The sequence below is a fragment of the Nocardioides sp. URHA0020 genome, assembly GCF_000620705.1.
In the GTDB taxonomy this organism is placed as follows: Bacteria; Actinomycetota; Actinomycetes; order Propionibacteriales; family Nocardioidaceae; genus Nocardioides.
The window spans coordinates 123,462-149,994 of record NZ_KK211168.1 but is presented as its reverse complement, the minus strand read 5'-3'; the positions used below and the strand labels follow the sequence as shown (position 1 = coordinate 149,994).

Sequence of the window (26,533 nt, the reverse complement as noted above, 5' to 3'; positions counted from 1 at the left end):
CCGTCACTCCCGACCGAGGTCGCGGTGACTGGCCCGGACGTCGAAGCCGGAGGCGCCCAGGCGGCGCACGACCTCCTCGGTCATCGCGACGCTGCGGTGCTTGCCGCCGGTGCAGCCGATCGCGACCGTCATGAAGCGCTTGCCCTCGCGCAGGTAGCCCTCGGCGACGCCCTCGAGCACCGGCACGTAGCCGTCGAGGAACTCGGCGGCGCCCGCCTGCGCCAGGACGTAGTCGGCGACCTCGACGTCGCGGCCGGTGCCGGGGCGCAGCTCCGGGATCCAGTGCGGGTTGGGCAGGAAGCGCATGTCGGCGACGAAGTCGGCGTCGACCGGGATGCCGTACTTGAAGCCGAAGCTGGTCACGGTGACCTTGAGCCGCACCGTGTCGGGGGTCCCGAACGCGTCGGCGATCCGCTCGGTGAGCTGGTGCACGTTGAGGCTCGAGGTGTCGATCACGAGGTCGGCGTCGCTGCGCAGCTCGGCGAGCACCTTGCGCTCGCGCTGGAGCCCGTCGAGCAGCTGACCCGAGCCTTGGAGCGGGTGCGGCCGGCGGGCCGCCTCCTGGCGGCGTACGAGCACGTCGTCGGCGGCCTCCAGGAAGACCAGGGTCGCGTGCCGCCCGGTGGCGCCGAGGGCGAGGTTGGCCTGCAGCGACTCGAAGAACGAGCCGGAGCGTACGTCGACGACCACCGCCACCGGCTGCTCGAACCCACGGCTCTCGTCGACCAGGCGTACGACGTCGCGCAGCAGGCTCGGCGGCATGTTGTCGACCACGTAGTAGCCGAGGTCCTCGAGCTCCTTGGCGGCGGTGCTGCGGCCGGCACCGGTCATGCCGGTGACGACGACGAGCTCACCGTGCTCCTGCGGATCGGTCATCCCTAGGCCTCCTCGATCTCGCCGGTCGCGGTGTTGATGCTGATGATGCTGGGTCCAGTCTGACCGGTCCCGTCGGCACCCTGCTGGGCGACCGCGTCCTTGATGGACGTCGCGGTGCGCTCGCCGATGCCGGGGACCATCGCGATCTCCTCGATCGTGGCGGCGCGCAGCTTCTTCAGCGACCCGAAGTGCTTGAGCAGCGTGCGGCGCCGGACCTCGCCCAGACCGGGGACGCCGTCGAGCAGGCTCTCCACCATCGACTTGGACCGACGGGAGCGGTGGTGGGTGATCGCGAAGCGGTGCGCCTCGTCGCGGATCCGCTGGAGCAGGTAGAGGCCCTCGCTGGAGCGGGCGAGGATGACGGGGTCCTCCTGCTCCGGCAGCCAGACCTCCTCGAGGCGCTTGGCGAGCCCGCACACCGGGATGTCCACGATCCCGAGCTCGGCCAGCGCCCGCTGCGCCGCGGCGACCTGCGGCGGTCCGCCGTCGACGACGACGAGGCCGGGGGCGTAGGCGAACTTGCGGGGACGACCCGTCTCCGGGTCGACCAGCATCGGGCCGTTGTCGCCCGACACCTCGGTGCTGGTGGACTGCTCGTCGAGCAGCCGCCGGAAGCGCCGGGTGATCACCTCGTCCATGGACGCGACGTCGTTCTGGCCCTCGACCCCACGGATCACGAACCGCCGGTACTCCCCCTTGCGCGCCAGGCCGTCCTCGAAGACCACCATCGAGGCGACCACCTCGGTGCCCTGGAGGTTGGAGACGTCGTAGCACTCGATGCGCAGCGGCACCTCGTCGAGCCCGAGGGCGTCCTGGATCTCCTCGAGCGCGCGGTTGCGGGTGGTGAGGTCGCTGGCCCGCTTGGTCTTGTGCAGCATCAGCGACTGCGCCGCGTTCTGCGCGACCGTCTCCTGCAGCGTCCGCTTGTCGCCACGCTGGGGCACCCGGATCGACACCTTCGCGCCGCGCACGTCACCGAGCAAGGTCTCGTACGTCGCCGCGTCGGGCGGCAGCGCGGGCACCAGGATCTCTCGCGGGATCTCCTCGGGCGTCGCGCCGCCGTACAGCTGGAGCAGGAAGTCCTCGACCAGCTTGTCGGTGCCGCCCTCGTCGACCCGGTCGGCCACCCAGCCGCGCTGGCCGCGGATCCGGCCGCCCCGCACGTAGAAGATCTGGACCGCGACCTCGAGCGGGTCCTCGGCCAGGGCGATCACGTCGGCGTCGGTGCCGTCACCGAGCACCACAGCCTGCTTCTCCAGCGCCTTGTTGAGCGCCCCGATGTCGTCGCGCAGGCGGGCCGCCTTCTCGAAGTCGAGCGCCTCGGAGGCGGCGTACATCTCCTTCTCGACGCGCTTGACGAACGCCGTGGTCTGCCCGGCCATGAAGTCGCAGAAGTCGTCGACGATGTCGCGGTGCTCCTCGGCGCTGACGTTGCCGACGCACGGGGCCGCGCACTTGTCGATGTAGCCGAGCAGGCAGGGCCGACCGATCTGGCTGGACCGCTTGAAGACGCCGTTGCTGCACGAGCGCATCGGGAAGACCCGCAGCAGCAGGTCGACCGTCTCGCGGATCGCCCACGCGTGGCTGTAGGGCCCGAAGTAGCGGGTGCCCTTGCGCTTCGCGCCGCGGCCGACCATCACCCGCGGGAACTCCTCGCCGACGGTGACGGCCAGCCACGGGTAGGACTTGTCGTCGCGGTACTTGACGTTGAAGCGCGGGTCGAACTCCTTGATCCAGGAGTACTCCAGCTGCAGCGCCTCGACCTCGGTCTTGACCGTCGTCCACTCGACGCTGGCCGCGGTCGTGACCATGGTGGCGGTGCGCGGGTGCAGGTTGCCGATGTCCTGGAAGTACGACGAGAGCCGCGCGCGGAGGTTCTTCGCCTTGCCGACGTAGACGACCCGGCCGCGCGGGTCACGGAAGCGGTAGACGCCCGGCTGGGTGGGGATGGAGCCCGGCTCAGGGCGGTAGGACAGCGGGCCTCGGGCGGAACGCGAACGCGGAGCTGGAGGCACGTCCCAACCCTACGGGGGCGCGCCGACATCTCGTCTCGGGCCTAGTGCTGCACATTCCTATGTGCAGTGACTTACTATGCTTTCATGCGATGTTGCGACCCCTACGGATACGAGCTCACCAGCTCCCCCGAAGCCGCTCGCGCGTACAACCGCGGGGTCGACGGGCTGCTCCGGCTCCGCGGCGGGGCCGCCTCGGCCGTGGCCACGGCCCTCGCCCTCGACCCGACCTTCGCCCTCGGCCACGCGACGCTCGCCCTGCTGGGTCACGAGATGTGCGTCGCGGTCGACGTCCGGGCCCGCATCCGCGACGCGATCGCCCTCGCCCCGCGCGCCACCGAGCGCGAGCGCAGCCACGTGCACGCGGTCGCCGCGCACCTGCGCGGCGACTCCCGCCCCCTCATCCAGCACCTCGAGACCTACCCGCGCGACGCCGTGCTGCTCTCCACCGCGGTGCCGACGATCGCCTTCGCCGGCGTGACCGAGGTCCCCGCCGAGGCCTGGCGGATCGTGGAGCGCGCGATCCCGGCGTACGGCGACGACTGGTGGTTCACCGGCCTGCTCGCTTTCACCCGCCAGGAGCAGGGTCGCTACGACGAGGCGATGGAGCTGTCCTGCCGCTCGCTCGCGGCGGAGCCGTCGGCCGGGCACTCCGCGCACGCCCGGGCCCACGCGCACTACGAGACCGGTGATCACGACGCCGGCCTCGCCTGGATGGACGACTGGGTGCGCGGCGACGGAGCAGCGACCGACAGCTTGAGCCACTTCGCGTGGCACGCGGCGCTGCACGAGCTGTCGCTGGGCGACCTGGACGCCGTACGACGTCGCTACGAGTCGCAGCTGCGCCCCGACGGCGCGCTGGGTTGCCGGGCCCTGGTCGACACCGGCTCCCTGCTCTTCCGCTGGGCGCTCACGCCCGACGCGGACGACGTGCCCGACCTGCAGGGCGTGGCCGCCGCGACCCCGAACGCGACGCTGCGGCACCCGGCCACGCCGTTCCTGGCGCTGCACACCGCGGTGCTCCACCTGGCCCAGGGCGACGCGGTGGCCCTCGGCGACCTCGAGGCCTGGGCCGCCCGCCACGACCACCCGACCCACCGCGAGGTCGTCGCCCCGCTGGCCCGGGCGCTGCGCAGCATGGCGACCGGCAGCTGCTCCGCCGCCGCCGACCAGCTCGCGGACGTCAGCACCCAGACCTGGCGCCTGGGTGGCTCGGACGCTCAGCGCGAGATCATCGAGGAGGCTCGGATCTCCGCGCTGCTGCGATCCGGTCGGTACGACGAGGCCCGGGTCGTCCTCGACGCCCGCCTCGACCGCCGCGAGTCGCCGCGCGACCGGCGGTGGCGTACGGCGTCCCAGCCGGCCACCGCCGTGACGACAGGCTGATCGACCCGCCCCCGACGGAGATCGGGACCTCGCTCAGGTTGGTCGAGGCTGTGGTCGACGGGTGATGATGCCGGGCGTGGTCATGCCTGCCTCCCGGGAGCCGACGCTCAGCCCGTGGTGATCGTGTCTCCGTCGACGGTGATGGCGACCTCGGCGAGGGCGGAGGTCGCGGGTCCGGTGACGACCGAGCCGTCGTCGGCCGAGAACTTGCTGCCGTGGCAGGCGCAGTCGATGGTGTCGTTGGCCACCTGGGTGACCAGGCAGGACTGATGCGTGCAGACCGCCGAGAACGCCTTGAAGTCACCCGCGGTCGGCTGGGTGACGACGATCTTCTGGTCGCCGTAGATCTTGCCGCCGCCCACCGGCACGTCGGACGTGGGGCCGAGCTCCGCGCCGGACTTGGTCGCGGCTCCGCCGTCGACGGCGCTCGAGTCGTCACCACCGCCGCAGGCGGCGAGGAACGGGACGCCGACACCGAGGACGGCTGCCCCGGTGAGCGTGTGGCGGCGGGTGATGCCTTCGGTGGTCACGGTCGTCGTCCTAACTGGCAGGCGGTCGTTGAATCTTCACCCTAGCCAGGGAACCCGGCCGTGGCTGTGTCCCGGCGATGAGAGTTCGGTGAGAACTCAGCTGGCCCGGCGCTTGGCAGCGGTCTTCGTCGCCGCGCCGGACGCCTTCTTCGCTGTCGCCCGCTTCGTCGCGGCGGCCTTCGTGGCCGCCGTCTTCTTCGCCGCCGCCTTCTCGGCCGCCTTCTCAGCAGCCTTCTTGGCAGCCTTGGTGGTGGGCGGCGGCGCTGGGGCCTTCTTCGCCGCCACCTTGCGGGTGGGCTGCTTCGCGGCCCGGCCCTCGAGCAGCGGCGCCAGGAACTGGCCGGTGTAGCTCTCGGGCGTCGCCGCCACCGCCTCGGGCGTGCCCTCGGCGACGACCATGCCGCCCCGCGACCCGCCCTCGGGTCCCATGTCGACGAGCCAGTCGGCCGTCTTGATGACGTCGAGGTTGTGCTCGATCACCAGCACCGAGTTGCCCTGGTCGACCAGGCGGCCGAGCACCAGCAGCAGCTTGCGGATGTCCTCGAAGTGCAGGCCGGTCGTGGGCTCGTCCAGCACGTAGACCGTGCGACCGGTCGAGCGCTTCTGGAGCTCGGAGGACAGCTTGACCCGCTGCGCCTCGCCGCCGGACAGCGTCGTGGCGGGCTGGCCGAGCCGGACGTAGCCCAGGCCGACCTCGACCAGGGTCTTCATGTGCCGCGCGATCGCGGGCACCGCCGCGAAGAAGTCGGCCGCCTCCTCGATCGGCATGTCGAGGACCTCGGCGATGGTCTTGCCCTTGTAGTGCACCTCGAGCGTCTCGCGGTTGTAGCGAGCCCCGTGGCAGACCTCGCACGGCACGTAGACGTCGGGCAGGAAGTTCATCTCGATCTTGATCGTGCCGTCGCCGGCGCACGCCTCGCAGCGCCCACCCTTGACGTTGAAGGAGAACCGGCCCTGCAGGTAGCCGCGCATCTTCGCCTCGGGCGTCGAGGCGAAGAGCTTGCGGACGTGGTCGAAGACGCCGGTGTACGTCGCCGGGTTGGACCGCGGGGTCCGGCCGATCGGCGACTGGTCGACGTGGATCACCTTGTCGACGTGCTCCAGACCGGTGATCTTCTGGTGCCGGCCCGGGACCGCGCGAGCGTTGTAGATCTGCTTGGCCAGCGACGTGTAGAGGATGTCGTTGACCAGCGTCGACTTGCCGGAGCCCGAGACCCCGGTGACGGCGACGAACAGGCCGAGCGGGAAGGACACGTCCACGTTGCGCAGGTTGTGCTCACGGGCGCCGTGGACGGTGAGCTCGCGCCCGGTCGTGCGCGGGCGGCGTACGGCGGGGACCGGGATCTCGCGCCGACCGGAGAGGTACTGGCCCGTCATCGAGTCCGGGTGGGTCAGCAGGTCGGCGACGCTGCCGCTGTGGACGACCTGGCCGCCGTGCTCGCCGGCGCCCGGCCCGATGTCGACGACCCAGTCGGCGACCCGGATGGTGTCCTCGTCGTGCTCGACGACGATCAGGGTGTTGCCGAGGTCCTTGAGCCGGACCAGGGTCTCGATCAGGCGGTGGTTGTCGCGCTGGTGCAGGCCGATGGACGGCTCGTCGAGCACGTAGAGGACGCCGACGAGGCCGGCGCCGATCTGGGTGGCCAGCCGGATCCGCTGGGCCTCACCGCCGGAGAGCGAGCCGGAGGGCCGGTCGAGCGAGAGGTAGTCGAGACCGACGTCGAGCAGGAAGTTGAGCCGCTCCTGAATCTCCTTGAGCACCCGCTCGCCGATCTGGCGCTCGCGGGAGCTGAGCTCGAGGGCGCGCAGGTAGTCGGCCGTCTCGTTGATCGGCATCGCACAGACCTCGGCGATGTTCTTGCCGCCGTCCTGGATGGAGGCGCCGAGGGTGACCGACATCGACACCGGCTTGAGCCGGCTGCCGTGGCACGTCGGGCACGGGACCTCGCGCATGAACCCCTCGAACCGGTCGCGACTGGTGTCGGACTCGGCCTCGCGGTGCCGCCGCTCGATGTAGGGCCGCACGCCCTCGAACTCCGCGTAGTAGGCGCGCTGGCGGCCGTAGCGGTTGCGGGTGACGACGTGGACCTTGGTCGAGTGGCCGTCGAGGATCGAGTTCTGCGACTTCGTGGAGAGGTCCTGCCACGGGGTGTTGAGGTCGAAGCCGAGCTCGTCGCCGAGCGCGCCCATCAGCCGCAGGAAGTAGTCGGCGACGTGCGCCTGGCTCCACGGCTGGATCGCCCCCTCGCCCAGCGTGGCCTGCGGGTTGGGCACGACGAGCTCCGGGTCGACCTCCATCCGGGTGCCGAGGCCGCTGCAGGCCGGGCACGCACCGAAGGGCGAGTTGAAGGAGAAGGAGCGCGGCTCGAGCTCGTCGGTGTCGATCGGGTGGTCGTTGGGGCACGCCATCTTCTCGCTGAACCGCAGCTCGCGCTCGGGGTCCTTGGCGTCCAGGTCGACGAAGTCGAAGAGCACCAGGCCACCGGCGAGCTGCAGCGCGGTCTCGACCGAGTCGGTGAGGCGTCGCTTGGAGGTCTCCTTGACCGCGAGCCGGTCGATCACGACCTCGATCGTGTGCTTCCGCTGCTTGTCGAGCTTGGGCGGCTCGTCGAGGCCGTAGGTCTCCCCGTTGACCCGGGCGCGGGAGAAGCCCTGGGTCTGGAGCTGCTTGAAGAGCTCGACGTACTCGCCCTTGCGGCCGCGGATCACCGGCGCCAGCACCTGGAACCGGCGGCCCTCCTCCAGCGAGAGGATCTTGTCGACGATCTGCTGCGGCGTCTGGCGCTCGATCGGGGCGCCACAGGTCGGGCAGTGCGGACGGCCGGCGCGCGCGTAGAGCAGGCGGAGGTAGTCGTAGACCTCGGTGATCGTGCCGACGGTCGAGCGCGGGTTCTTCGAGGTCGACTTCTGGTCGATCGAGACCGCGGGCGACAGCCCCTCGATGAAGTCGACGTCGGGCTTGTCCATCTGGCCCAGGAACTGGCGCGCGTACGCCGACAGCGACTCGACGTACCGTCGCTGGCCCTCCGCGAAGATCGTGTCGAACGCCAAGGACGACTTGCCCGAGCCGGAGAGGCCGGTGAAGACGATCAGCGAGTCGCGGGGCAGGTCGATCGACACGTCCTTGAGGTTGTGCTCCCGAGCCCCTCGGATGATGAGCTGATCGATCACTGCTACCCCTCGTCTTCGAACACGTGTTCGTCATCCTAGCCGCGGCACGGTGGGAACAACCACTCGGGGCGCGCGGGTGTTCCCCACGATCTCACGCGCCACCGACAGTCCTCCGTGCGCTGCCTGTCGGGCAGGATGTACCCATGCCCGAGCAGATGAGCCAGGACACCGTGGAGGAACTTCTCCACGACGCGACGCGGCGCCTGATCCGGACCACCGACGGGCTCCCCGACGCGGCGTACGGCGAGCCGAGCGGCCTCCCCGACTGGACCCGGGGCCACGTCCTCGCCCACCTCGTGCTCAACGCAGAGGGCATGGCGGGCGCGATAGGCGGGATCCTCGAGGGCGAGCCGGTGCCGATGTACGCCTCCCAGGAGGCGCGCGACCAGGACATCCAGGACCTGGCCGCCGCCGGACCCGCCGCGATCCGCGCCCGGCTGCTCGGGGCCACCACCGACCTGTCCGACGCGTTCGCCGCGCTCCCCGCGGACGAGCTCGACACCCTCGTGGAGCGGGTGCCCGCAGGCCGTCAGGTGCCCGCCGGCGCCCTGCCCGGCATGCGGCTGAGCGAGGTGTCGATCCACCACGCCGACCTCGACGCCGGCTACTCGCGGGCCGACTGGGCGCCGGCGTACGCCGCGCTGCTCCTGGACGCGATGACCGGCGGGTGGGAGGCACCCGACCCGTCCTTCCGGGCCGTCGCGTCCGACCTCGCGCGGACCTGGGCCTTCGGTGACGGCGGCCCGGCCGTGACCGGCACCGCGGCCGACCTCGGCTGGTGGCTCACCGGTCGAGGCGCCGGCGAGGGACTGAGCAGCGACAGCGGCGACGTGCCGCAGATCGGATCGTGGTGAACCCATGACCTACACCGGCGACGTGACTCCCGGCGGCCCCGCCGACGTCCGAGAGCTCACCCACCTGACCATCACCAAGGTCGCGGTGGACCCGACGATGTCCAACAACTGCTACCTGCTGCGGTGCCGCGACACCGGCGAGCAGGTCTTGATCGACGCTGCCGATGCGTCGGCGACGCTGCTGCCGCTGGTCGGCGATGCCGGCCTCACCTCGGTGGTCACGACCCACCAGCACTGGGACCACCACCGGGCGCTGGCCGACGTCGTGGCCGCAACCGGCGCCTCAGTCGTCGTCGGCGCACCGGACGCAGCAGCCGTGACCGAGCAGACCGGCGTACCCGTCACGCGCTCGGTCGCCCACGGCGACACCGTCGCCGTCGGCTCGTGCGAGCTCGAGGTGATCGCGATCGCCGGGCACACGCCCGGCTCGATCGCCCTGCTGTACGCCGACCCGGCCGGTCACCCGCACCTCTTCACCGGCGACTCGCTCTTCCCGGGCGGCGTCGGCAACACCCAGGGCGACCCCGACCGCTTCGCCCGGCTCATCGAGGACGTGTCGACGAGGATCTTCGACCGGCTGCCCGACGAGACCTGGTTCTACCCCGGCCACGGGAGCGACTCGACCCTCGGTGCCGAGCGGGCGTCGTTGCCGGAGTGGCGCGAGCGTGGTTGGTAGGCCTGCATTGCAGGGTGTCGCGGCGACCGCTATTGGGGAGCCGGCGCGGTCAACTGGCGGTGGGTGCTCCACCGTCTGAGCGAGCCGGATCGGTGGATAGCTCACCGCCACCCGGCCTGGCGGTGGGTGCTCCACTCTTCTGCGACCAGGATCGGTGGATAGCTCACCGCCGCCCGACCTGGCGGTGGGCGCTCCACTCTTCTGCCACCAGGAACGGTGGATAGCTCACCGCCGCCCGACCTGGCGGCGGGCGCTCCACCGTTCTGCGACCGGGATCGGTAGATAGCTCACCGCCGCCCGGCCTGGCGGTGGGCGCTCCACCGTTCTGCGACCAGGATCGGTGGATAGCTCACCGCCGGCCCGGCCCGGCCTGGCGGTGGGCGCTCCAGTCTTCTGCGACCAGGAACGGTGGACAGCTCACCGCCGCCCGACCTGGCGATGGGTGCTCCACTCTTCTGCGACCAGGAACGGTGGATAGCTCACCGCCGCCCGGCCCGGCGGTGGGCGCTCCACTCTTCTGCGACCAGGAACGGTGGATAGCTCACCGCCGCCCGGCCCGGCGGTGGGCGCTCCACTCTTCTGCGACCAGGAACGGTGGATAGCTCACCGCCGCCCGGCCCGGCGGTGGGCGCTCCACTCTTCTGCGACCAGGAACGGTGGATAGCTCACCGCCGCCCGGCCCGGCGGTGGGCGCTCCACTCTTCTGCGACCAGGAACGGTGGATAGCTCACCGCCACCCACGGCCGCCCGCCAGCGCCCGGCGGTGGGAGAACCACGATCCCGCGGCTCCACATCGGTGGATTGCCCACCGCTCCCACGTGGGCCCAGCCGGCAGCTCTCAGGCGACCTTCGGCCAGCCCTGGTCGGTCGGAGGGAAGGCGGAGAGCGTGAGCGGCAGGCCGGGGTCGTAGATCGGCGGCAGGTGGCCGAACTGGCTCAGGTCGACGTCCGTCGCGGGCGCGGTGGCGAGGTCGGGACTCTCCCACTCCTCCAGCTCGAAGCCCGGCAGGTCGTCCTCGACGGCGGCATCCGCGTCGACGACCTCCGCGTACGGGAGAGTGTCACGGTTGAGGCCCGCGAAGAGCGACATCGCGGCCCAGTCGGGCGTCGTACCGCCCTCGAGGTGGCGCCGGAGGCGGCGCTCGGCGACGTCGGCGTCGAGGGCGAGGACGAGCTTGTCCGCTCCGAACCGGTCGGCCCAGGACCACAGCGTGGCCCAGCCGATCCGGCGCTCGGCTGCGGTCCCGAGGACCCGGATGGTCATCGACTCCGACAGCGCCTGTGACCGGAGCAGGCACTCCACGTCGACCTGGGTCACCCGCGCGGGGCAGGCCCGCAGGTGGGCCCTGCGGCGTTCGAGGTCACGCGATCCGGTGGGCGGTGACGCGGGGCGAGCGGCGCACGCGGTGATCGTCCACACGGCGGCGGCCACGCCGATCAAGCACAGTCCGAGATACATGGCGCTTTCCCATCGTCAAAGAGTCCGTCGTGCACTGGAACTTCCCTGAAGGGATCAGCCTCACGCCTGTACGCGGGGAATGACCGCGGTGACTAGACCACCAATTCTTGCGGCGAACTTGCAGATGCGACGCCTGCGACCTCAGTGGTAGGTCACCTTCACGGTGTCGGTCACCGGCACGGACTGGCACCCGAGCCGGATGCCCTCGGCCAGGTCGTCGTCGTCGAGCACGTCGTTGTGGAGCATCTTCACCTCACCCTCGAGCAGACGGATGGCGCACGCCGAGCACTCGCCCTCGCGACACGAGTACGGCGCCTTGACGCCCTTGGCCTCGAGGTGGTCGAGCAGCTTGGTGCCGGGGGCCCAGTCGTCGAAGGCGTAGTGCTGGCCGTCGAGCTCGACCTCGAGGTGCACCGGCCCCTCGGGGCTCAGCTCACCGACGGACGCGGCAGCCGCGTCCTCCGGGTCGCTCTCGGCCTCCTCGATCTCGTGCTCGGCGACCTCCTGGTCGTGCAAATCGCCGAAGGGGTTGCCGCCGAGCGAGATGAACTTCTCCTGGTGCCGGCGCTCCCGGGGGAACTCCAGCTCTTTGAGCGCCGCGATCGTCATCTTCATGAACGGCGCCGGTCCGCACACGAAGGCGTCGTAGGAGAGGTACGCCGAGGCGAACGCGCGCATCTGGTCGTGGCTCGGGAGGCCCTGCACCGACTCGAGCCAGTGCACGACCTGCAGCCGATCGGGATGGGCGGCGGCCAGCGCGGTCAGCTCGCGGGCGAAGATCACCGAGCGCTCGTCGCGGTTGGCGTAGAACAGCACGATCCGCCCGGTGCCCTGCGCGAGGGCGGTGCGGGTGATCGAGATGACGGGGGTGATGCCGCTGCCGCCGGCGAGGAGCAGCAGGTCGGCGCTCAGCGACGCCGGCGTGAAGATGCCGCTCGGCGGCAGCACCCGCATGGAGTCGCCCTCGCGCAGGTGGTCGCAGACCCAGTTGGACGCGTAGCCCTCGACGGTCCGCTTCACGGTGATCGTGAGCGGTCCCCCGCCGACCGGGCTGCTGGAGAGCGAGTAGCAGCGGGCGGCGACGCCGGTCCGGTCGCTCGGCACGGCGAGGGTCAGGAACTGGCCCGGCCGGTAGGCGAACCGCTCCTCAGCACCGGCAGGGACCTCGAAGGAGATGGAGTGCGCGTCCGCGGTCTCCTCGACCACGTCCACGACCTTCAGCTCGAAGGACTCGTCGGACATAAGAGTTAGTAACCGTCCTCGGCTCCGATGGGGATGCGTCCGTTGCGGGCAGCGTCGTCGATGCTCGCATGCAGGCGCGGACAGCCGTCCTTGACGTCCCGCGCACCGGTACGCCGGGACAGCTCGGGGCAGTGCGCGCGCGCCTCGGCCGACCACTGGATCGACGTGTGGTGGTCGCTGTTCTTCTTCACGCCCACCCGGGCCAGGCAGTCGAGGCACGCGACCTCCACCAGGCGCGCCGAGGTGTAGAGACGCTGGTCCTCGATCGTGTCGGCACTGGTCGGGACGAAGGAAGCCATCGCGCTCAGGTGCCCGTCATGATCGACGGCTCGGCGCCGGCCGACGCCTCGGCGGCGGCGTCGTCCTCGGCCTTCTTGCGGAGGTTGTCGGCGACCTCCTCCTGCCAGTACTCGTTGGCCTTGGTGGTGTCGACCTCGAACTCGAAGCGGTCCACCATCTCGGGCGCGATGTCGGCCCGGTCGACGTAGAACTGCTCGTACCACCGACGCAGCTGGTAGACCGGCCCGTCCTCCTCGCAGAGCAGCGGGTTCTGCACCGGCACCTTGTTCTTCCAGATGTGCACGTCCTGGAGGAAGCCGCTGCCGAACATCTCGGCGTACTTCTGGGCGATGAAGTCGGTGGTCTTGTCGTCGAGGCCCTCGGGCTTCTTGACGGTGATGCCGTACTGCAGCCGGAACGAGTTGGGCCCGGTCGGCACGTGGCAGTTGACCAGCACGACCTCGGTGTTGAAGCCCTTGTAGTCGGTGTCGAGCCAGTTGATCATGTACGACGGCCCGTAGTAGGTCGCCTCGGACTTGAGGAAGAGCTCGGCGTCGCCGTACCCGCCGGTCTTGTCGGGGCGGCCCTTCGACTCCATGAACTGGGTCGCGAGGTGTCCCTCGAAGACGTTCTGGAAGCTCGTCGGGAAGGCGAAGTGCACGTAGTAGAAGTGCGCCATGTCGACGACGTTGTCGATGAGCTCGCGGCAGTGCGAGCCCTCGATCTCCTCGGCCACCCAGACCCAGTCGGTGTACTTGCCCTCGTCGAGCCCCACGAGCTGCGGCGGGAGGATGTCGTAGTCGGCCGGCGAGCCCTCCACGTCGTGCCAGATCAGCAGCTGGTCGTTGACGATCGCGGTCTCGTACCTCTGGGTCCGCGCCCGCAGCGGCACCCGCCGCGCGTACGGGATCGCCTTGCACTTACCGTCGCCGCCCCAGCGCCAGTCGTGGAAGGGGCAGGCGATCTCGTCGCCCTTGACCTCACCCTGCGCCAGGTCGCCGCCCATGTGGCGGCAGTAGCCGTCGAGGACGTTGATCTCGCCCTGCGTGTCGGCCCAGACGACGATCTTGCCGCCGAAGGCCTCGATGCCGTGGGGCCTGCCGTCGCGGAAGGTGTCGGCGAGACCGATGCAGTGCCAGCCACGGGCGAAGCGCTCGGGCGGGCTGCCGTGGTCGAGCGCACGGACACTCGTGGTGGTGTCGCTCATGGCGGGCCTCCAGACGGTGTGGACCAAAACAAGAACAGGTTATAGTTTTTGGGTCGCGGTTTCCACCGCCACCCCCACCGTTCCCACCGGGAGTTGCTGATGCACATCGCCCTCACGCCCGACCAGGAGGCGCTCCGCGAGGAGCTCCGCGAGTACTTCGCGGCGCTGGTCACCCCCGAGGTGAAGGCCGGCCTCGCCGCCGCGACCGGCGAGTTCGGGGACGACGCCGTCTACAAGAAGGTGATCCGTCAGCTCGGCGCCGACGGCTGGCTCGGCATCGGGTGGCCGACGGAGTACGGCGGCCAGGCGCGCTCGATGGTCGAGCAGCTGATCTTCACCGACGCGGCCGCGGTCGCCGGCGTACCGATCCCCTACCTGACGCTCAACACCGTCGGGCCGACGATCATGCGCTACGGCACCGAGGAGCAGAAGGAGTACTTCCTCCCGCGCATCCTCCAGGGCGACCTGCACTTCTCGATCGGCTACTCCGAGCCCGGGTCGGGGACCGACCTTGCCTCGCTCACCACCAAGGCCGTCCGCGAGGGCGACGAGTGGGTGATCAACGGGCAGAAGATGTGGACGTCGCTGATCCAGTACGCCGACTGGCTGTGGCTGGCCGTGCGCACCGACCCGGACCTCCCGCGCCACAAGGGCCTGTCGATGATCCTGGTGCCCGCCGACGCCCCCGGCTTCTCGTACACGCCCGTGCACACCGTCGCCGGCGTCAGCACGAGCGCGACGTACTACGAGGACGTCCGCGTGCCCGCCTCCAACCTGGTCGGCGAGCTCAACGGCGGCTGGTCGCTGATGACCAACCAGCTCAACCACGAGCGGGTCGCCCTAACCTCGGCCGCGCCGCTGACCTACTCGATCGACATGGTCCGGCGCTGGGGGCAGGAGACCAAGAACCCCGACGGCCAGCGGGTGATCGACTCCGAGTGGGTGCAGATCGCGCTCGGCCGCGCCCACGCCCGGACGACCGCGCTCGCCCTGATCAACTGGAAGCTCGCCGCCGACGCCGACGCCGGGGTCGACCTCTCGCCGGCCGAGGCGTCGGCCACCAAGATCTACGGCTCGGAGCTCGCGACCGAGGTCTACCGCTCCCTGATGGAGATCGTCGGGCCCAACGCGGGCGTCACCGGCGCCTCCGAGGGCGCGGTCCTCGCCGGACGGCTCGAGCGCTCCTACCGCTCGGCCCTGGTGATGACCTTCGGCGGCGGCACCAACGAGATTCAGCGCGACATCATCGGGTACGTCGGCCTCGGCCTCCCCGCAGCGAAGCGATAGAGCGAGAGGCACACGATGGACTTCAGGTTCACCCCCGAGCAGGACGAGGCCGCCGACCTGGCCGCCAGCATCCTCAAGGCCCGCACGAGCAACGACCGCCTCAAGAGCGTCGAGGCCGGTGGCGACCGCTTCGACCGCGAGCTCTGGGCGGAGCTCGGCTCGTCCGGCCTGCTCGGCCTCGCGCTGCCGGAGAGGTACGACGGCGCCGGGCTCGGCCTCATCGAGCTCGCCCGGGTGCTGGTCGAGGTGGGACGCACCGTCGCGCCGGTGCCGCTGGCCGCCCACGGCCCGGCCTCGCGGCTGATCGCGGAGCTCGGCACCGACGCGCAGCAGCAGCAGTGGCTGCCGGGCGCGGCGTCCGGCGCCAGCGTGCTGACCGCGGCCGTCGCCGAGGACCGCGCCTACTTCCCCGCCCGACCGACGACCGTGGCGACGACCGACGGTGCGTCGTACGTGCTGACCGGGAGCAAGTCGATCGTGCCGGCGGGTCCGTACGCCGACGCGTTCCTGGTGCCGGCCGACACGCCCTCGGGCGTCGGGGTCTTCCTCGTCGAGCCGGGAGACCAGGGCGTGACCGTCGTCGCGCAGACCTTCTCCGACGGCGACGGCGTCGCCCGTCTCGAGCTCGACGCCGCGGTGCTTCCGGCCGACCGGCTGGTCGGTGCTGCCGACGGCGCTGCGGACCAGCGCCTGCGCCAGCTGCTGCTGCTCGCCGGATCGGCCGAGCAGCTGGGCATCACCGAGGGGGCGCTGAGGCTGACGTCGTCGTACGCGAAGACCCGCGAGCAGTTCGGTCGCCCGATCGGCACCTTCCAGGCCGTGTCGCAGCGGCTGGCGGACGGCTACATCGACGTGCTCGGCCTGCGGCTCACCCTCTGGCAGGCCGCCTGGCGCCTCGAGGAGGGGCTGCCCGCCGACAGCGAGATCGCGATCGCGAAGCTGTGGGCCGCGGACGCCGGCCACCGGCTCGCGCACACGACGATCCACGTCCACGGCGGCGTCGGCATCGACCTCGACGGCGAGGCGCACCGCTACTTCACCTCGGCCAAGCGCTTCGAGTTCCTGCACGGTGGCGCCACCGAGCAGGCCCTGAACGTCGGGCGCATCCTGGCGTCCGAGCCCGCGTGAGGGTGGTTTCGAGGCTCAGGCGCCAGGGCGCCTTCACACCTCAACCACCGTGCCCCGGTGGTTGAGGTGCGAGGGCCGCAAGGCCCGAGCCTCGAAACCACACCGCCGGCGACCGTGCGCGTCCAGGTGCGAGCCCGCGTGAGGGTGGTTTCGAGGCTCAGGCGCCAGGGCGCCTTCACACCTCAACCACCGTGCCCCGGCGTCTTCGCACCTCGACCACCGCGTGCCGGCGGCTTCACACCTCGACCACCGCGTGCCGGTGGTTGAGGTGCGAGGGCCGCAAGGCCCGAGCCTCGAAACCACCCCGCCGCCGATGCCGACCGTGCGCGACCAGCTGCTCGCGCGGGCGGCCGACCCGGCGCCCGGGCTGCTGTTCGAGGACGAGTCGTGGACCTGGGCCGAGGTCGTGCACGAGTCGAGCGTCCGGGCCGCCGTGGTGTCGGGGGTGCTGCCGCCCGGCGAGCCGCGGCACGTCGGCGTGCTGCTGGAGAACGTGCCGGAGTTCGCGTTCCTGCTCGGCGGCGCGGCGCTCGGCGGGCTCGTCGTCGTCGGCCTGAACCCGACCCGTCGCGGCGCGGCGCTCGCGGCCGACGTACGGCGCGCCGACGTGCAGGTCGTCGTCACCGACGCGGCCCATGCCGAGCTGCTCGCGGACGTCACGGTGCCCGTGGTGCCGATCGACTCACCGGACTGGTCGGCCCTGCTCGAGGAGCACGCGTCCGCGCCGGTGCCGGTCGCCGACGTCGGGCCCGACGACCTGATGATGCTGATCTTCACCTCGGGCACGTCGGGTGACCCGAAGGCGGTCAACGTGACGCAGGCGAAGGTGGCCTACCCGGGGCAGTTCCTCTCCGAGCGCTTCGGTCTCGGACCGGCCGACACGGCGTACCTGTCGATGCCGATGTTCCACTCCAACGCCATCATGGCCGGCTGGGGTCCCGCGCTCGCCGCGGGCGCGACGATCGCACTGGCCCGGCGCTTCTCGGCCTCCGGGTTCCTGCCCGACGTACGACGCCACGGCGCGACGTACGCCAACTACGTCGGCAAGCCGCTCACCTACGTCATGGCGACGCCCGAGCGACCCGACGACGCGGACAACCCGCTGCGGCTGGTCTTCGGCAACGAGGCCAACGACCGCGACATCACCGGCTTCGCGCGGCGCTTCGGGTGCGTGGTCGTCGACTCCTACTCCTCGACCGAGAACGCCGTGATCGTGCAGCGGGTGCCGGACATGCCGGCGGGCAGCCTCGGGCGGCCGGTCGACCAGGTGAAGGTGCTCGACCCCGACACGATGCTCGAGGTCCCGGACGCCGTCTTCGACACGACCGGGCGCCTGGTCAACGCCGACGAGGCGACCGGTGAGCTGGTCAACACCGGCGGCGCCGGTGCGTTCGCGGGCTACTACAACGATCCCGCCGCCGAGGCCGAGCGGATGCGCGGCGGGATGTACTGGTCCGGCGACCTCGCCTACCGCGACGCCGACGGCTTCGTCTACTTCGCCGGACGCACCGCCGACTGGATGCGCGTCGACGGCGAGAACCTCGCCGCCGCCCCGATCGAGCGCATCCTGCTGCGGCACCCCGCGATCGAGGAGGCGGCGGTGTACGCCGTGCCGGACCCCGCGGTCGGCGACCAGGTGATGGCGGCGGTCGTCATCCGCTCCAACCTGGGCCCGGCCGACCTCGAGACCTTTCTGGCCGACCAGCCTGACCTCTCGCGCAAGGGCTGGCCGGCGTACGTGCGGGTCGTCGACACCCTCCCGCGCACGGCGACCAACAAGGTGCTCAAGCGCGAGCTCGCCGCCGAGGGACCCGTCGCGGGCGGTGGCGTGCTCTGGACCCGTGAGCCGCGCGGCACGTCGTACTCGACCTGACCGTCGGCCGGCCGGTGCCGCACCTCACGGGGCGGGCGAGGGCTCGGCATCGAGATCGGTGAAGGGCGTACCGCCACCGAAGCCGTCCGAGACCGCACGAGCGTCGAGCACGCGGTACGGCGCGGCCGCGGTGGTCGCCCGGGTCCGCAGGGCGTCGAGCGGCAGCGCGGCGGCGGACGCGGACGCGACCACCACCAGGTTGCCCAGACGCTTGGCGCGCAGCGTGGCCGGCTCCGCGGTGAGCAGGAGCGAGGGGAAGGAGAGCCGGATCGACGCGACCGCCCGACGCGTCCAGCCGAAGGGTGCACGGTCGGTGAGGTTGAAGGCGACGACGCCCGTGGGGCCCACGACCCGGAGCAGGTCCTCGGCGAAGGTCACCGTGACCAGGGAGCCGGGCACCCGCGCGTCGGCGAAGGCGTCGACGACCACCAGCTCGGCCTGTCCGTCGCGCAGCCCGGCGATCCCGGTCGAGCCGTCCAGGTCACGCACCTTGATGCCGCTGTTGCGCGGCAGCGGGAGCTCGCGGCGGACCAGCTCGGTGACCGCGGTCGCCGGCTCGAGGACGATCTGGGCCGAGCGCGGTCGCGTGGTGGCGACGTACCGAGGCAAGGTCATCCCCGCACCGCCGACATGGACGACCCGGACGGGCTCCCCCGCCGGCGCGACGGCGTCCACGACGTCGGCCAGCCGGCGCACGTAGTCGAAGACGATCCTGGTCGGGTCCTCCAGGTCGACGTACGACTGGTCCATCCCCGACATCCGCAGGACGAACGTCCCGGGCCGGTCCCCGGGCGCGATCTCGCAGGCCTCCACGAGACCAGCCTGCCACTGCCCGACCGCCGGTCTGGACGGGCACTGCGCTCGCCGCAAGGTCACCCGCAACGGGCCAGGCCGACGGGGTCCGGTTCCGCTACGGTCGCGACATGGTCGGAGCTGCCGCGGGCACGCGCTCTCGGTGGCGCCTGCGTCGCGGCGACCTCGGCCGTGCCCTGCTCGGGCTGATCGGCGGCACCCTGGGGCTGGTGCTCGCGTCCTGGGTGCTGCCCGGCTTCGACCTCGCCGGCTGGGAGGACGCCCTGCGCACCGCCGTGCTGGTGGCCGCCATCGGCGCGGTGCTGCGCGTGCTGCTGGTCGAGGGCGCGGTCCGGCTCGGCTGGGTCGGGACCATCCTGCTCGGCCTGCTCGGCCAGGCGCTCGCCGTCTGGCTCGTCGTCTACGCGCCGAAGGGGCTGGACGCCGCCGAGCTCGGCTGGGCGCTGCTCGCGTCCTGGATCGTCGCGTTCGTGTCCACGTTCTTCGTCTGGGTCGCCACCGCCGGCACCGACGACGCCGTCACGGCCTCGCTGCTGCGACGGGCCCGGCGGCACCGCGTGACCGTGGCCGACCCGGACGTGCCCGGCATCCTCTTCGTGCAGGCCGACGGCGTACCGTACCCGGTGCTCGACTGGTGCGTCCGTGCCGGCACCCTGCCGACCCTCTCCCGCTGGATCCGCGGCGGCTCCCACCGGGCCGTCGAGTGGCGTCCCAAGCTGCCGGCCACGACCCCGGCCAGCCAGATGGGCATCCTGCACGGCACCATCGACGGCATCCCGGCCTTCCGCTGGGTCGACCGCCCGACGGGGAAGGTGTACGTCGCCAACCGTCCCGCCGACGCCGCCGCCATCGAGGCGATGCACTCCAACGGGCTCGGCCTGCTCGCGGACGACGGCGTCTCGATCAGCAACCTCTTCACCGGGGACGCCGCCAGCGCCTACGCGACGATGAGCGCGGTCGGCCGTGGCCACGAGACCCGGGAGTCACGGCGCGCGCTGTCGGACTTCCTCAGCAGACCGGCCGGCTTCACCCGCAGCATGTCCCGCGCCTTCAGCGAGATCGCCCGCGAGCGCTTCCAGGCCTCCCGCGCCCGACGTCGCGACATCCGCCCCCGCGTCCACCGCGGCTGGTCCTTCGCCCTGGAGCGGGCCGGTCTGGTCGGTGTCGTGCGCGACCTCAACACCACGCTGGTCGCCGACGCGATGCTGAAGGGGCGGCGCAGCATCTACGTCGACTTCGTCGACTACGACGCGGTCGCGCACCACGCCGGGATCCTCCAGCCGGAGTCGCTGGACGCCCTGGCCGGCATCGACGCGGCCCTCGCCCAGCTCGAGGCGGTGGCCGCCGTGGCGCCACGCAAGTACCACATCGTCGTGCTCTCCGACCACGGACAGTCGCAGGGCGCGATCTTCGCCGACCGGTACGGCGAGGACCTGGCCGCGCTGGTGTCACGCCTGTCCGACACGGCCACCATCGGCGCCGGCGACAACGCCGAGGGCAGCGGCGCCCTCAACGCAATGGTCGCCGGCAACGCCGACCAGGACACCGTGGTGGGACGGGCGCTGGACCGGGCCTCGGATCGGATCACGGCCGACAGCTTCGACACCCAGGAGTCGGACCGGGCCCAGACGAACGCCGAGGGCGCGGCGCAGGAGCAGTTCCTGGTCTTCGGCTCCGGCAACCTCGGGCTGGTCTACGTCGCCGGCGAGCAGCACCGCCTCACCTCCGAGGAGCTCGCGACCCGGTTCCCGGCGCTCGTGCCCGGCCTGGTCGCCCATCCGGGCGTCGGGTTCGTCGTCGTCGACACCCTCGAGCACGGACCGGTCGCCCTGGGGCCGGGTGGTGAGCACCGGGTGCGCGACGCGGTCGTGGTGGGGGTGGACCCGCTCGCCCGGTTCGGGCCGCACGCGCCGGAGTTCGTGCTGCGTGCGGCCACGATGGCCGAGGCGCCCGACATCTACGTCAACAGCCTGATCGACGACCTCGACGAGGTCGCGGCGTTCGAGGGCCTGGTCGCCTGCCACGGCGGCCTCGGCGGATGGCAGGACCGGGGCATGGTGGTGCACCCGGCGGATCTCGAGATGCCCGAGGAGATGGTCGTGGGGGCAGACGCGCTGCACGGGGTGCTCGTCGGCTGGCTCGAGGGCCTCGGCCACCGCGCCGACCTGGTCGGTCACGACCGGGCCCACCGGTCAGGAGCACGGGCGTGACCGACATCCCCGCCGCGGTCCCGGCCGGTCCGCACGTCGATCTCGACGTCGACGCCGACCGGCCCACCAGGTTCACGTCGCGGTTCTTCATCGCGGGCACGGGTGCGCGGTCGCGGCGTCCGATCGACGTCGCCCTGGCCGTCATGGGCCTGGTCACCGTGCTCGCGTGCGCCCGGGCCGCCGCCCACCGTGGCGTCCTCGACAGCGCCGTCAGCGGGGTCTCCGACTACCTGCCGCGCTGGGCGACGACGCTCTTCGACGCGGCGTACGCCATCGGCGCGGTCTACGCCGTGGGCGTGGTCATCGCCGTCGTGCTCACCGCGCCGCGACGCGGCCGGCTCCCGTTCGCGGTCCTGCTCGCTGTCGGTGCCGCCGTCGGCGGCGCCGTGATCGCGTCCTACTTCGCCGGCGCGGGCCTGCCCGAGATCGACCCGGGGCGGGTCCAGAGCGGGTCCGCGCACGGCTTCCCCACCCTGCGGGTCGCGGTCGTGACCGCCGTGCTGCTCGTGCTGCGGCCCTTCGTCGTGAGCTCCGTGCGTCGCTTCCACGTCGGCGTCGTGACCGTCCAGTGCGTGGCGGCGTGGGCGATCGGGATCGCCGGTCCGACCGACGTGCTCGGCGCCCTCGCGATCGGGATCGCCGCCGCCGGGGTCACCCTCGTCGTCGTCGGCTCGCCGGCCGGCCACCCCGACGTCGCCCAGGTCGCCGACAGCCTCGCCCGGATGGGGGTGCGCGTCCACGGTCTCCGGCTCGCGGACCGTCAGCCGTGGGGTGCTCGGATCCTCTACGCCGACTCCGAGCAGGGCCGGCCGCTGCTGATCAAGGTGTACGGACGCGACGCCACCGACGCGAGGCTGGCCGCCCGCTGGTGGCGGACCCTGATCTACCGCGACCAGAGCTCCCCGGGGGCCACCCGCCTCCAGCTCGTCGAGCACGAGGCGCTCCTGACGATCATGGCCGAGCGGGCCGGGGTGCGCGTCGACGACCTGGTCGCCGCCGCGGAGAGCTCCGGCGACGCCGTCCTCGTGCTCGGCGCCCCGCGCACGCCCCTCGTCGACGCGCCCACCCTGGACGACGAGACGGTACGGCGCGTCTGGGCCTCCGTCGGCGAGCTGCACGCCGCCGGGCTCACCCACGGTGAGCTCACCCTCGAGCACGTCGCGGCTGACAGCGACGGTCCGGTGCTGTCCGAGTTCAGCGGCGGCGTGGTCGCCGCGACGGAAGCTCAGCGGGCCCAGGAGATCGCCGTCCTGCTCTCCAGCGTGGCACTCGCGATCGGACCGGCTCGGGCCGTGGACACCGCGCTCGCCGGCCTGGGCACCGACGTTGTCGTCGCGGCGCAGCCCTACCTGCAGCGGGCCGCGCTCCCCCGGTCGCTGCGCAGCAGCAAGGAGACCAAGGCGACGATCGAGTCGCTGAAGACGACGATCGCGGAGCGGACCGGCACTGAACCACCGCCGCCTGCCGAGATCGTCCGGGTCCGCCCGCGCGACCTTCTGCAGACCGGGTTCATCCTGCTCGCGGCGTACATCCTGCTCAGCACGCTGCTCGACCTCGACTGGGCGACCGTCTGGTCGACCTGGAGCAACGCGGCCTGGGCGTGGGTCGTGGTCGGCCTCGTCATCTGCCAGACCACCTCACTCGCCGACGCCGGCACCGCGTTGTCGACGGTCAGGTCGCGGCTGCCGCTGGTGCCGCTGGTGCACCTCCAGTACGCCGTGAAGACGGTCGGTCTCGCGATCTCGGCCACGCTCGGCCGGGTCGCGCTCTACACGACGTTCTTCCGGCGGTACGGCGAGGGCCCGGCGGTGGCCGTGACCGCGACCGGCCTGGACTCGTTCGCCGCCTCGGTCGCCAACGTGCTGGTGGTGCTGGTCGCGGTCCTGCTCGCCCAGAGCCTGCCCGAGGGCATGCAGCTGTCCGGACCCGGCAACCTCGACCGCATCCTGGTGCTCTTCGTCGTGGTCCTGGTGCTCTCCGCGCTCGCCGTCGTGCTGGTGCCCAAGCTGCGGCGCCAGGTCGTGATGATGGTGCGCAGCCTCGGCCGGTCCCTGCAGGTCGTCACCGAGAGCCCGACGCGCGCTCTGGGCCTCTTCGGCACGAACCTGCTGTCGCTGATGATCACGGCCCTGTGCCTGGAGTGCCTGGTCCAGGGGATGCAGCCGTCGATCTCGTACGGGTCGGCGCTCTTCGTCGCCGCGTCCGCCTCGCTCTTCGCCAGCCTGGTGCCCGTGCCGGGCAACGTCGGCGTGGGCGAGGCCGCGATCGCGGCCGGACTGGTGGCGGTCGGGGTCCCGGCCGGCCCGGCGTTCGCGATCGCGGTCTCGCAGCGCATGTGCACGACGTACCTGCCGTCGCTCTTCGGCATCTTCTCCCTGCGCTGGCTGCGCAAGGAGGACTTCATCGACTGAGCGGGCATGATCGACGTGTGAGCGATCAGTGGGTCGACCTCCCGGACCATCCGCCTCCCGGCCCGCTGCCGGGCGCGCTTCTCGGCATCGCCGCGGGCCTGCTGCTCGGATCGATCTGGCGCTACGGCGCGTGGGACGTCGCCCTCGCGGTGACCGCCGTCTTCGCCGGGCTCGTCGCGGTCCTGTTCGCGGCGTCACCGGCCTGGCGGCCCTTCGCCACGGCGCTGCTCGTGCTCGCCGCGCTCGCGGGCGGCGGGCTGCTGGCGATCACCTAGGGCGACTCGGCGGCAGACTCGCGGGCGGCCCAGCCGAAGACACCCTGCGCCATCGTGGACGCCTCGTGGGCGGCCCGGGTGGTGAAGACCTGCGCGCGTACGGCGGCGACCGCCGCGTCACCCGGCGCCGCCTGCCACGCGAGCTCGGCCAGGTGCCCGGCCAACCGGTCGTCGCCGGCCTCGAGCACCTCGAGCGCCCGGTCGGCCAACCGGCCTGCGCCTCCGGCCAGCGACGCCAGCTCGCCGGCCAGGGTGGCGGCGGGTGCAGGCTTCAGGTGGGCGGGGTCGCCGTCCCACCACCCGCCGTACAGCCGCCACACGTTGCGCACGACGAACTCGGGCTCGTCGTACACCGGCCGCAGGTAGGGCCGCTCGAGCAGGTGCTGGGGGCCACGGACGGTGTGCACGATCTCGTCGAGGCGGGCACCGGCGTTCATCATCGCGACCGTCTCGTCGTGGAGGTGGTCGAGCAGGTCGGCGCTGTCGGTGAGCGCCTGGCGGATCCGGTCGGCACCGACCACGGGTACGCCGTGCCCGGGCAGCATGATCTCCGCGCCGAGACCGGCCATCGTGCGCAGGCCGGCGGCCCACTCACGGGGGTAGCGCTGCACCTTCTGCGGGTTGCCGGCGTTGGGCGACGCCCAGATGAAGAGGTCGCCGCAGCACAGCAGCCTGCGCTCGGGGACCCAGGTGTAGGTGTGGTCGTCGGTCTCGCCGCGGCAGTGGGTCAGGTGCAGGTCCAGGCCACCGACCTGGAGCAGCGTGGCGTCGGCGTACGTCTCGTCGGGGTAGCGGTACTCCCGCGGCCAGCGCAGGTCGGGCAGCCCGAACTGGCGCTGGTTGATGACCTCGTTGTAGCCGGCGGTGAGGACGTAGCGGTCGAAGCGTGCCGGCAGCCTCTCGTGCGCGACCACGCGCGGTGCGGCCCACCCGCGCTCGCTGGCCTCCTCCTCGAACGGCGCCACACCGAACACGTGGTCGATGTGACCGTGGGAGAAGACGGCGGTGTGGAGGCGGGTGCTGTTCCACCGGCGCAGCGTGGTGTGGATGTGCTGGGCGAAGGGCGGGCTGCCCGTGTCGACCAGGGTCAGGCCGTCGTCGGTGGCGATCGCCGCGACGTTGGCGAAGGCAGGGACGAAGGCGACCCCGTCGGTGACCTCCTCGGCCTCGCCCGACAGCGAGAACGGGTGGGTGTCCTCGATCCTGCGGGCTCCGGTCCACAGGTCGTCGGCGATGTCGAGAATGCTCATGGCAGTCAGCGTGTCACTTGTTGGGCACGCTCGACAGCAGCGCGGTCACCCCGCCCACCATCACCCGGCGTGCTCGGCTCAGGGAGAGACCCCGTCGCACGCGCAGGTCCTCCATCGTGTCGAAGGAGCACAGCGCGTCGATCCAGGCGAGCAGCTCCTCGCGTCGCGACCCGCTCAGGGCAGCGGTCTCCTGCGCGAACTGCGCCGCGACCTGGCCCGCGAGCACATCGCGCCGCTGTCGCACCTGCTCGGCGATCTGCGGGGAGAACGGGGCCCGGAGCAGGGCGGCGCGGATCGTCGGGGCCAGCTTGGAGTGCAGCACGAGGCGCTGGTTGACCAGCGCCAGGACCCGCGCCTCCTGCGTGCCCTCGCCCAGGGCGTCGAGGGCGTACAGCTCCCCCACGACGGCGATCCGACGCTCGATCGCCAGGTGCAGCAGCGCCTCCGTGTCCTCGAAGTAGCGGTAGACCGAGCGGAGCGAGACTCCGGACCGAGCAGCGACGTCCTCCACCGAGGGCGAGAAGTTGCCCTCCACGAACATCTCGTGGACGGTGTCGAGCACGGCGGCGCTGTTGCGGCCCCGGCGCGCCGTACGTCCGTCCTCCTGCTTGACCATGTGCGTGAGAGTACGACGTACCTGAGGATCGGAGCGAGGGCGTGACGGCGAACTTTTGGCACGCCGATGCCACAAGATCGTCGACAGGCAGACTGGCGGGCAACAAGGCTCGCCACGATGCTCGGCCCGGGCCAGCAGACCTCGACGCACCAGCGCGGCCCCGGAGGACCGATCCATGACCGACCTGCCCGGCATCTTCGGCACCATCGCGCCGTACATCGACGACTACGGCTACGTGGCCGTCGCGGTGATCATCTTCCTCGGGAACCTCACCCTGCCTGCGCCGGCCGAGGCCACCCTCGTCGTCTCCGCGATCTACACCGTGTCGGGTGACCTCAGCCTCGTGCCGGTGCTGGTCGTCGCCTGGCTGGCGGCCGTGCTCGGTGAGTGTGCGGCCTACGCCATCGGGCGGTACGGCGGCCGCCCCCTCGCCATCCGCCTCGGACGCCGCTTCGGGGTGACCCACGACCTGCTCGACCGGGCCGAGGCGTTCTACGAGCGTCGCGGCACCGTGACCGTCATCGTCGGTCGGTTCATCCCGCTCCTGCGCCGCGCCAACGGACTGGTCGCCGGCATCACGGGCCTGGCCTGGCGACGGTTCCTGGTCGCCAACGCGATCGGTGCCGCGATCTGGGTCGCCGTCTGGACCACGGTGGGGCGCCAGGCGGGCAGCCACATCGACGCCGTCAACACCGTGCTCGAGCGGGTCGCGCCGCTCCTCGCCGTCGTCTTCGTGCTCCTCGTCATCGCCTACGTGGTGCGGCGACGACGCCGCCGGACCGCTCCCGCCGAGGACCGCTGACGGACGGCCCGGTGGTCGAGCAGGGAGGGCCACCAGGCCCGAGCGTCGTCGAGGCCCCGGGCACACCCCGGGCACCCCGGCGGTCGAGCAGGGAGGGCCGCCAGGCCCGAGCGTCGTCGAGACCCCGCACCCCGGCGCCGTCACTTCCGGTGGTCGAGCAGGGAGGGCCGCCAGGC

At 71.8% G+C, this 26,533-nt stretch carries 21 protein-coding genes; 10 read left to right on the top strand and 11 right to left on the bottom strand.

The annotated features are described in order from the left end of the window. Positions 1 to 3 precede the first annotated feature (3 nt). Positions 4 to 876 (bottom strand): RNase adapter RapZ, encoded by an 873-nt coding sequence (gene rapZ / locus N542_RS0112430; protein WP_028644185.1) that lies wholly within the window; start codon positions 874 to 876, stop codon positions 4 to 6. Positions 877 to 878: 2 nt separating this feature from the next. Then, positions 879 to 2,891: an excinuclease ABC subunit UvrC gene (uvrC, locus tag N542_RS0112425; RefSeq protein ID WP_028644184.1), complete on the bottom strand. Its 2,013-nt coding sequence runs from the start codon at positions 2,889 to 2,891 to the stop codon at positions 879 to 881. A gap of 84 nt (positions 2,892 to 2,975) precedes the next feature. Between uvrC and N542_RS24715 the strand changes: the two genes are divergently transcribed. Next, positions 2,976 to 4,274, top strand: coding sequence for a pyridine nucleotide-disulfide oxidoreductase (locus tag N542_RS24715; RefSeq protein ID WP_036507698.1), 1,299 nt, complete (start codon positions 2,976 to 2,978; stop codon positions 4,272 to 4,274). Between the two features lie 107 nt (positions 4,275 to 4,381). Here N542_RS24715 and N542_RS0112415 read toward each other — a convergent pair whose 3' ends face one another. Both N542_RS0112415 and uvrA read right to left on the bottom strand, forming a co-directional pair. Then, entirely contained in the window at positions 4,382 to 4,804 is a 423-nt protein-coding gene (locus N542_RS0112415; protein ID WP_028644183.1) for a Rieske (2Fe-2S) protein, read from the bottom strand. A 96-nt stretch (positions 4,805 to 4,900) separates the two neighbouring features. Then, positions 4,901 to 7,975, bottom strand: coding sequence for an excinuclease ABC subunit UvrA (gene uvrA / locus N542_RS0112410; protein WP_028644182.1), 3,075 nt, complete (start codon positions 7,973 to 7,975; stop codon positions 4,901 to 4,903). 143 nt (positions 7,976 to 8,118) lie between these two features. On the opposite strand from uvrA, the gene N542_RS26690 reads away from it, so the two are divergent. Continuing rightward, entirely contained in the window at positions 8,119 to 8,829 is a 711-nt protein-coding gene (locus tag N542_RS26690) for a maleylpyruvate isomerase family mycothiol-dependent enzyme (protein ID WP_051551707.1), read from the top strand. Between the two features lie 4 nt (positions 8,830 to 8,833). Continuing rightward, positions 8,834 to 9,505: an MBL fold metallo-hydrolase gene (locus tag N542_RS0112400; protein WP_028644181.1), complete on the top strand. Its 672-nt coding sequence runs from the start codon at positions 8,834 to 8,836 to the stop codon at positions 9,503 to 9,505. Between the two features lie 838 nt (positions 9,506 to 10,343). On the opposite strand, the gene N542_RS0112395 is transcribed toward N542_RS0112400, so the two are convergent. The 4 genes from N542_RS0112395 to N542_RS0112380 form a co-directional block, all read right to left on the bottom strand. Continuing rightward, positions 10,344 to 10,964 (bottom strand): hypothetical protein, encoded by a 621-nt coding sequence (locus N542_RS0112395; protein ID WP_028644180.1) that lies wholly within the window; start codon positions 10,962 to 10,964, stop codon positions 10,344 to 10,346. A gap of 141 nt (positions 10,965 to 11,105) precedes the next feature. Beyond that, on the bottom strand, positions 11,106 to 12,206 hold the full coding sequence (locus tag N542_RS0112390; RefSeq protein ID WP_028644179.1) for a ferredoxin--NADP reductase: 1,101 nt from the start codon (positions 12,204 to 12,206) through the stop codon (positions 11,106 to 11,108). Between the two features lie 5 nt (positions 12,207 to 12,211). Continuing rightward, positions 12,212 to 12,505, bottom strand: coding sequence for a hypothetical protein (locus N542_RS0112385; RefSeq protein ID WP_028644178.1), 294 nt, complete (start codon positions 12,503 to 12,505; stop codon positions 12,212 to 12,214). A 5-nt stretch (positions 12,506 to 12,510) separates the two neighbouring features. Next, the gene (locus N542_RS0112380) at positions 12,511 to 13,692 is read right to left on the bottom strand and encodes a Rieske 2Fe-2S domain-containing protein (RefSeq protein ID WP_028644177.1); all 1,182 of its coding nucleotides are present in this window, start codon (positions 13,690 to 13,692) and stop codon (positions 12,511 to 12,513) included. 99 nt (positions 13,693 to 13,791) lie between these two features. Here N542_RS0112380 and N542_RS0112375 point away from each other — a divergent pair, with 99 nt between their 5' ends. The 3 genes from N542_RS0112375 (at position 13,792) to N542_RS0112365 (ending at position 17,980) form a co-directional block, all read left to right on the top strand. Further along, entirely contained in the window at positions 13,792 to 14,979 is a 1,188-nt protein-coding gene (locus tag N542_RS0112375) for an acyl-CoA dehydrogenase family protein (protein ID WP_028644176.1), read from the top strand. 15 nt (positions 14,980 to 14,994) lie between these two features. Beyond that, entirely contained in the window at positions 14,995 to 16,107 is a 1,113-nt protein-coding gene (locus tag N542_RS0112370) for an acyl-CoA dehydrogenase family protein (protein WP_028644175.1), read from the top strand. Positions 16,108 to 16,420: 313 nt separating this feature from the next. Beyond that, positions 16,421 to 17,980 (top strand): long-chain-fatty-acid--CoA ligase, encoded by a 1,560-nt coding sequence (locus N542_RS0112365; protein ID WP_028644174.1) that lies wholly within the window; start codon positions 16,421 to 16,423, stop codon positions 17,978 to 17,980. 24 nt (positions 17,981 to 18,004) lie between these two features. Here N542_RS0112365 and N542_RS0112360 read toward each other — a convergent pair whose 3' ends face one another. Then, positions 18,005 to 18,793, bottom strand: a complete 789-nt coding sequence (locus N542_RS0112360) for a spermidine synthase (RefSeq protein WP_028644173.1) — start codon at positions 18,791 to 18,793, stop codon at positions 18,005 to 18,007. 110 nt (positions 18,794 to 18,903) lie between these two features. On the opposite strand from N542_RS0112360, the gene N542_RS24705 reads away from it, so the two are divergent. Genes N542_RS24705 through N542_RS0112345 form a run of 3 tightly spaced genes read left to right on the top strand, consistent with a single transcriptional unit; the run spans position 18,904 to position 23,689 of the window. Then, a complete protein-coding gene (locus tag N542_RS24705; protein ID WP_051551706.1) occupies positions 18,904 to 21,003 on the top strand; it encodes a phage holin family protein in 2,100 nt (699 codons plus the stop codon). After that, the gene (locus N542_RS24700) at positions 21,000 to 23,414 is read left to right on the top strand and encodes a lysylphosphatidylglycerol synthase domain-containing protein (RefSeq protein WP_036507694.1); all 2,415 of its coding nucleotides are present in this window, start codon (positions 21,000 to 21,002) and stop codon (positions 23,412 to 23,414) included. The genes N542_RS24705 and N542_RS24700 overlap by 4 nt, the downstream gene beginning before the upstream one ends. 17 nt (positions 23,415 to 23,431) lie before the next feature. Further along, positions 23,432 to 23,689, top strand: coding sequence for a hypothetical protein (locus tag N542_RS0112345; RefSeq protein WP_028644172.1), 258 nt, complete (start codon positions 23,432 to 23,434; stop codon positions 23,687 to 23,689). On the opposite strand, the gene N542_RS0112340 is transcribed toward N542_RS0112345, so the two are convergent. After that, positions 23,686 to 24,939: an alkyl sulfatase dimerization domain-containing protein gene (locus N542_RS0112340; protein ID WP_036507693.1), complete on the bottom strand. Its 1,254-nt coding sequence runs from the start codon at positions 24,937 to 24,939 to the stop codon at positions 23,686 to 23,688. The two genes, N542_RS0112345 and N542_RS0112340, sit on opposite strands and share 4 nt — an antisense overlap. A gap of 13 nt (positions 24,940 to 24,952) precedes the next feature. Beyond that, the gene (locus tag N542_RS26685; protein ID WP_028644170.1) at positions 24,953 to 25,555 is read right to left on the bottom strand and encodes a TetR/AcrR family transcriptional regulator; all 603 of its coding nucleotides are present in this window, start codon (positions 25,553 to 25,555) and stop codon (positions 24,953 to 24,955) included. A gap of 175 nt (positions 25,556 to 25,730) precedes the next feature. On the opposite strand from N542_RS26685, the gene N542_RS0112330 reads away from it, so the two are divergent. Continuing rightward, positions 25,731 to 26,357, top strand: coding sequence for a DedA family protein (locus tag N542_RS0112330; RefSeq protein WP_028644169.1), 627 nt, complete (start codon positions 25,731 to 25,733; stop codon positions 26,355 to 26,357). The last annotated feature ends 176 nt before the right edge of the window (positions 26,358 to 26,533 follow it).

What these genes read in the sequence shown, in the direction of transcription:
- rapZ (WP_028644185.1), bottom strand. Translation starts at nt 876, where the DNA reads ATGACCGATCCGCAGGAGCACGGTGAGCTCGTCGTCGTCACCGGCATG.
- N542_RS24715 (WP_036507698.1), top strand. Translation starts at nt 2,976, where the DNA reads ATGCGATGTTGCGACCCCTACGGATACGAGCTCACCAGCTCCCCCGAA.
- N542_RS26690 (WP_051551707.1), top strand. Translation starts at nt 8,119, where the DNA reads ATGCCCGAGCAGATGAGCCAGGACACCGTGGAGGAACTTCTCCACGAC.
- N542_RS0112400 (WP_028644181.1), top strand. Translation starts at nt 8,834, where the DNA reads ATGACCTACACCGGCGACGTGACTCCCGGCGGCCCCGCCGACGTCCGA.
- N542_RS0112395 (WP_028644180.1), bottom strand. Translation starts at nt 10,964, where the DNA reads ATGTATCTCGGACTGTGCTTGATCGGCGTGGCCGCCGCCGTGTGGACG.
- N542_RS0112390 (WP_028644179.1), bottom strand. Translation starts at nt 12,206, where the DNA reads ATGTCCGACGAGTCCTTCGAGCTGAAGGTCGTGGACGTGGTCGAGGAG.
- N542_RS0112385 (WP_028644178.1), bottom strand. Translation starts at nt 12,505, where the DNA reads ATGGCTTCCTTCGTCCCGACCAGTGCCGACACGATCGAGGACCAGCGT.
- N542_RS0112380 (WP_028644177.1), bottom strand. Translation starts at nt 13,692, where the DNA reads ATGAGCGACACCACCACGAGTGTCCGTGCGCTCGACCACGGCAGCCCG.
- N542_RS0112375 (WP_028644176.1), top strand. Translation starts at nt 13,792, where the DNA reads ATGCACATCGCCCTCACGCCCGACCAGGAGGCGCTCCGCGAGGAGCTC.
- N542_RS0112370 (WP_028644175.1), top strand. Translation starts at nt 14,995, where the DNA reads ATGGACTTCAGGTTCACCCCCGAGCAGGACGAGGCCGCCGACCTGGCC.
- N542_RS0112365 (WP_028644174.1), top strand. Translation starts at nt 16,421, where the DNA reads ATGCCGACCGTGCGCGACCAGCTGCTCGCGCGGGCGGCCGACCCGGCG.
- N542_RS24705 (WP_051551706.1), top strand. Translation starts at nt 18,904, where the DNA reads ATGGTCGGAGCTGCCGCGGGCACGCGCTCTCGGTGGCGCCTGCGTCGC.
- N542_RS0112340 (WP_036507693.1), bottom strand. Translation starts at nt 24,939, where the DNA reads ATGAGCATTCTCGACATCGCCGACGACCTGTGGACCGGAGCCCGCAGG.
- N542_RS26685 (WP_028644170.1), bottom strand. Translation starts at nt 25,555, where the DNA reads ATGGTCAAGCAGGAGGACGGACGTACGGCGCGCCGGGGCCGCAACAGC.
- N542_RS0112330 (WP_028644169.1), top strand. Translation starts at nt 25,731, where the DNA reads ATGACCGACCTGCCCGGCATCTTCGGCACCATCGCGCCGTACATCGAC.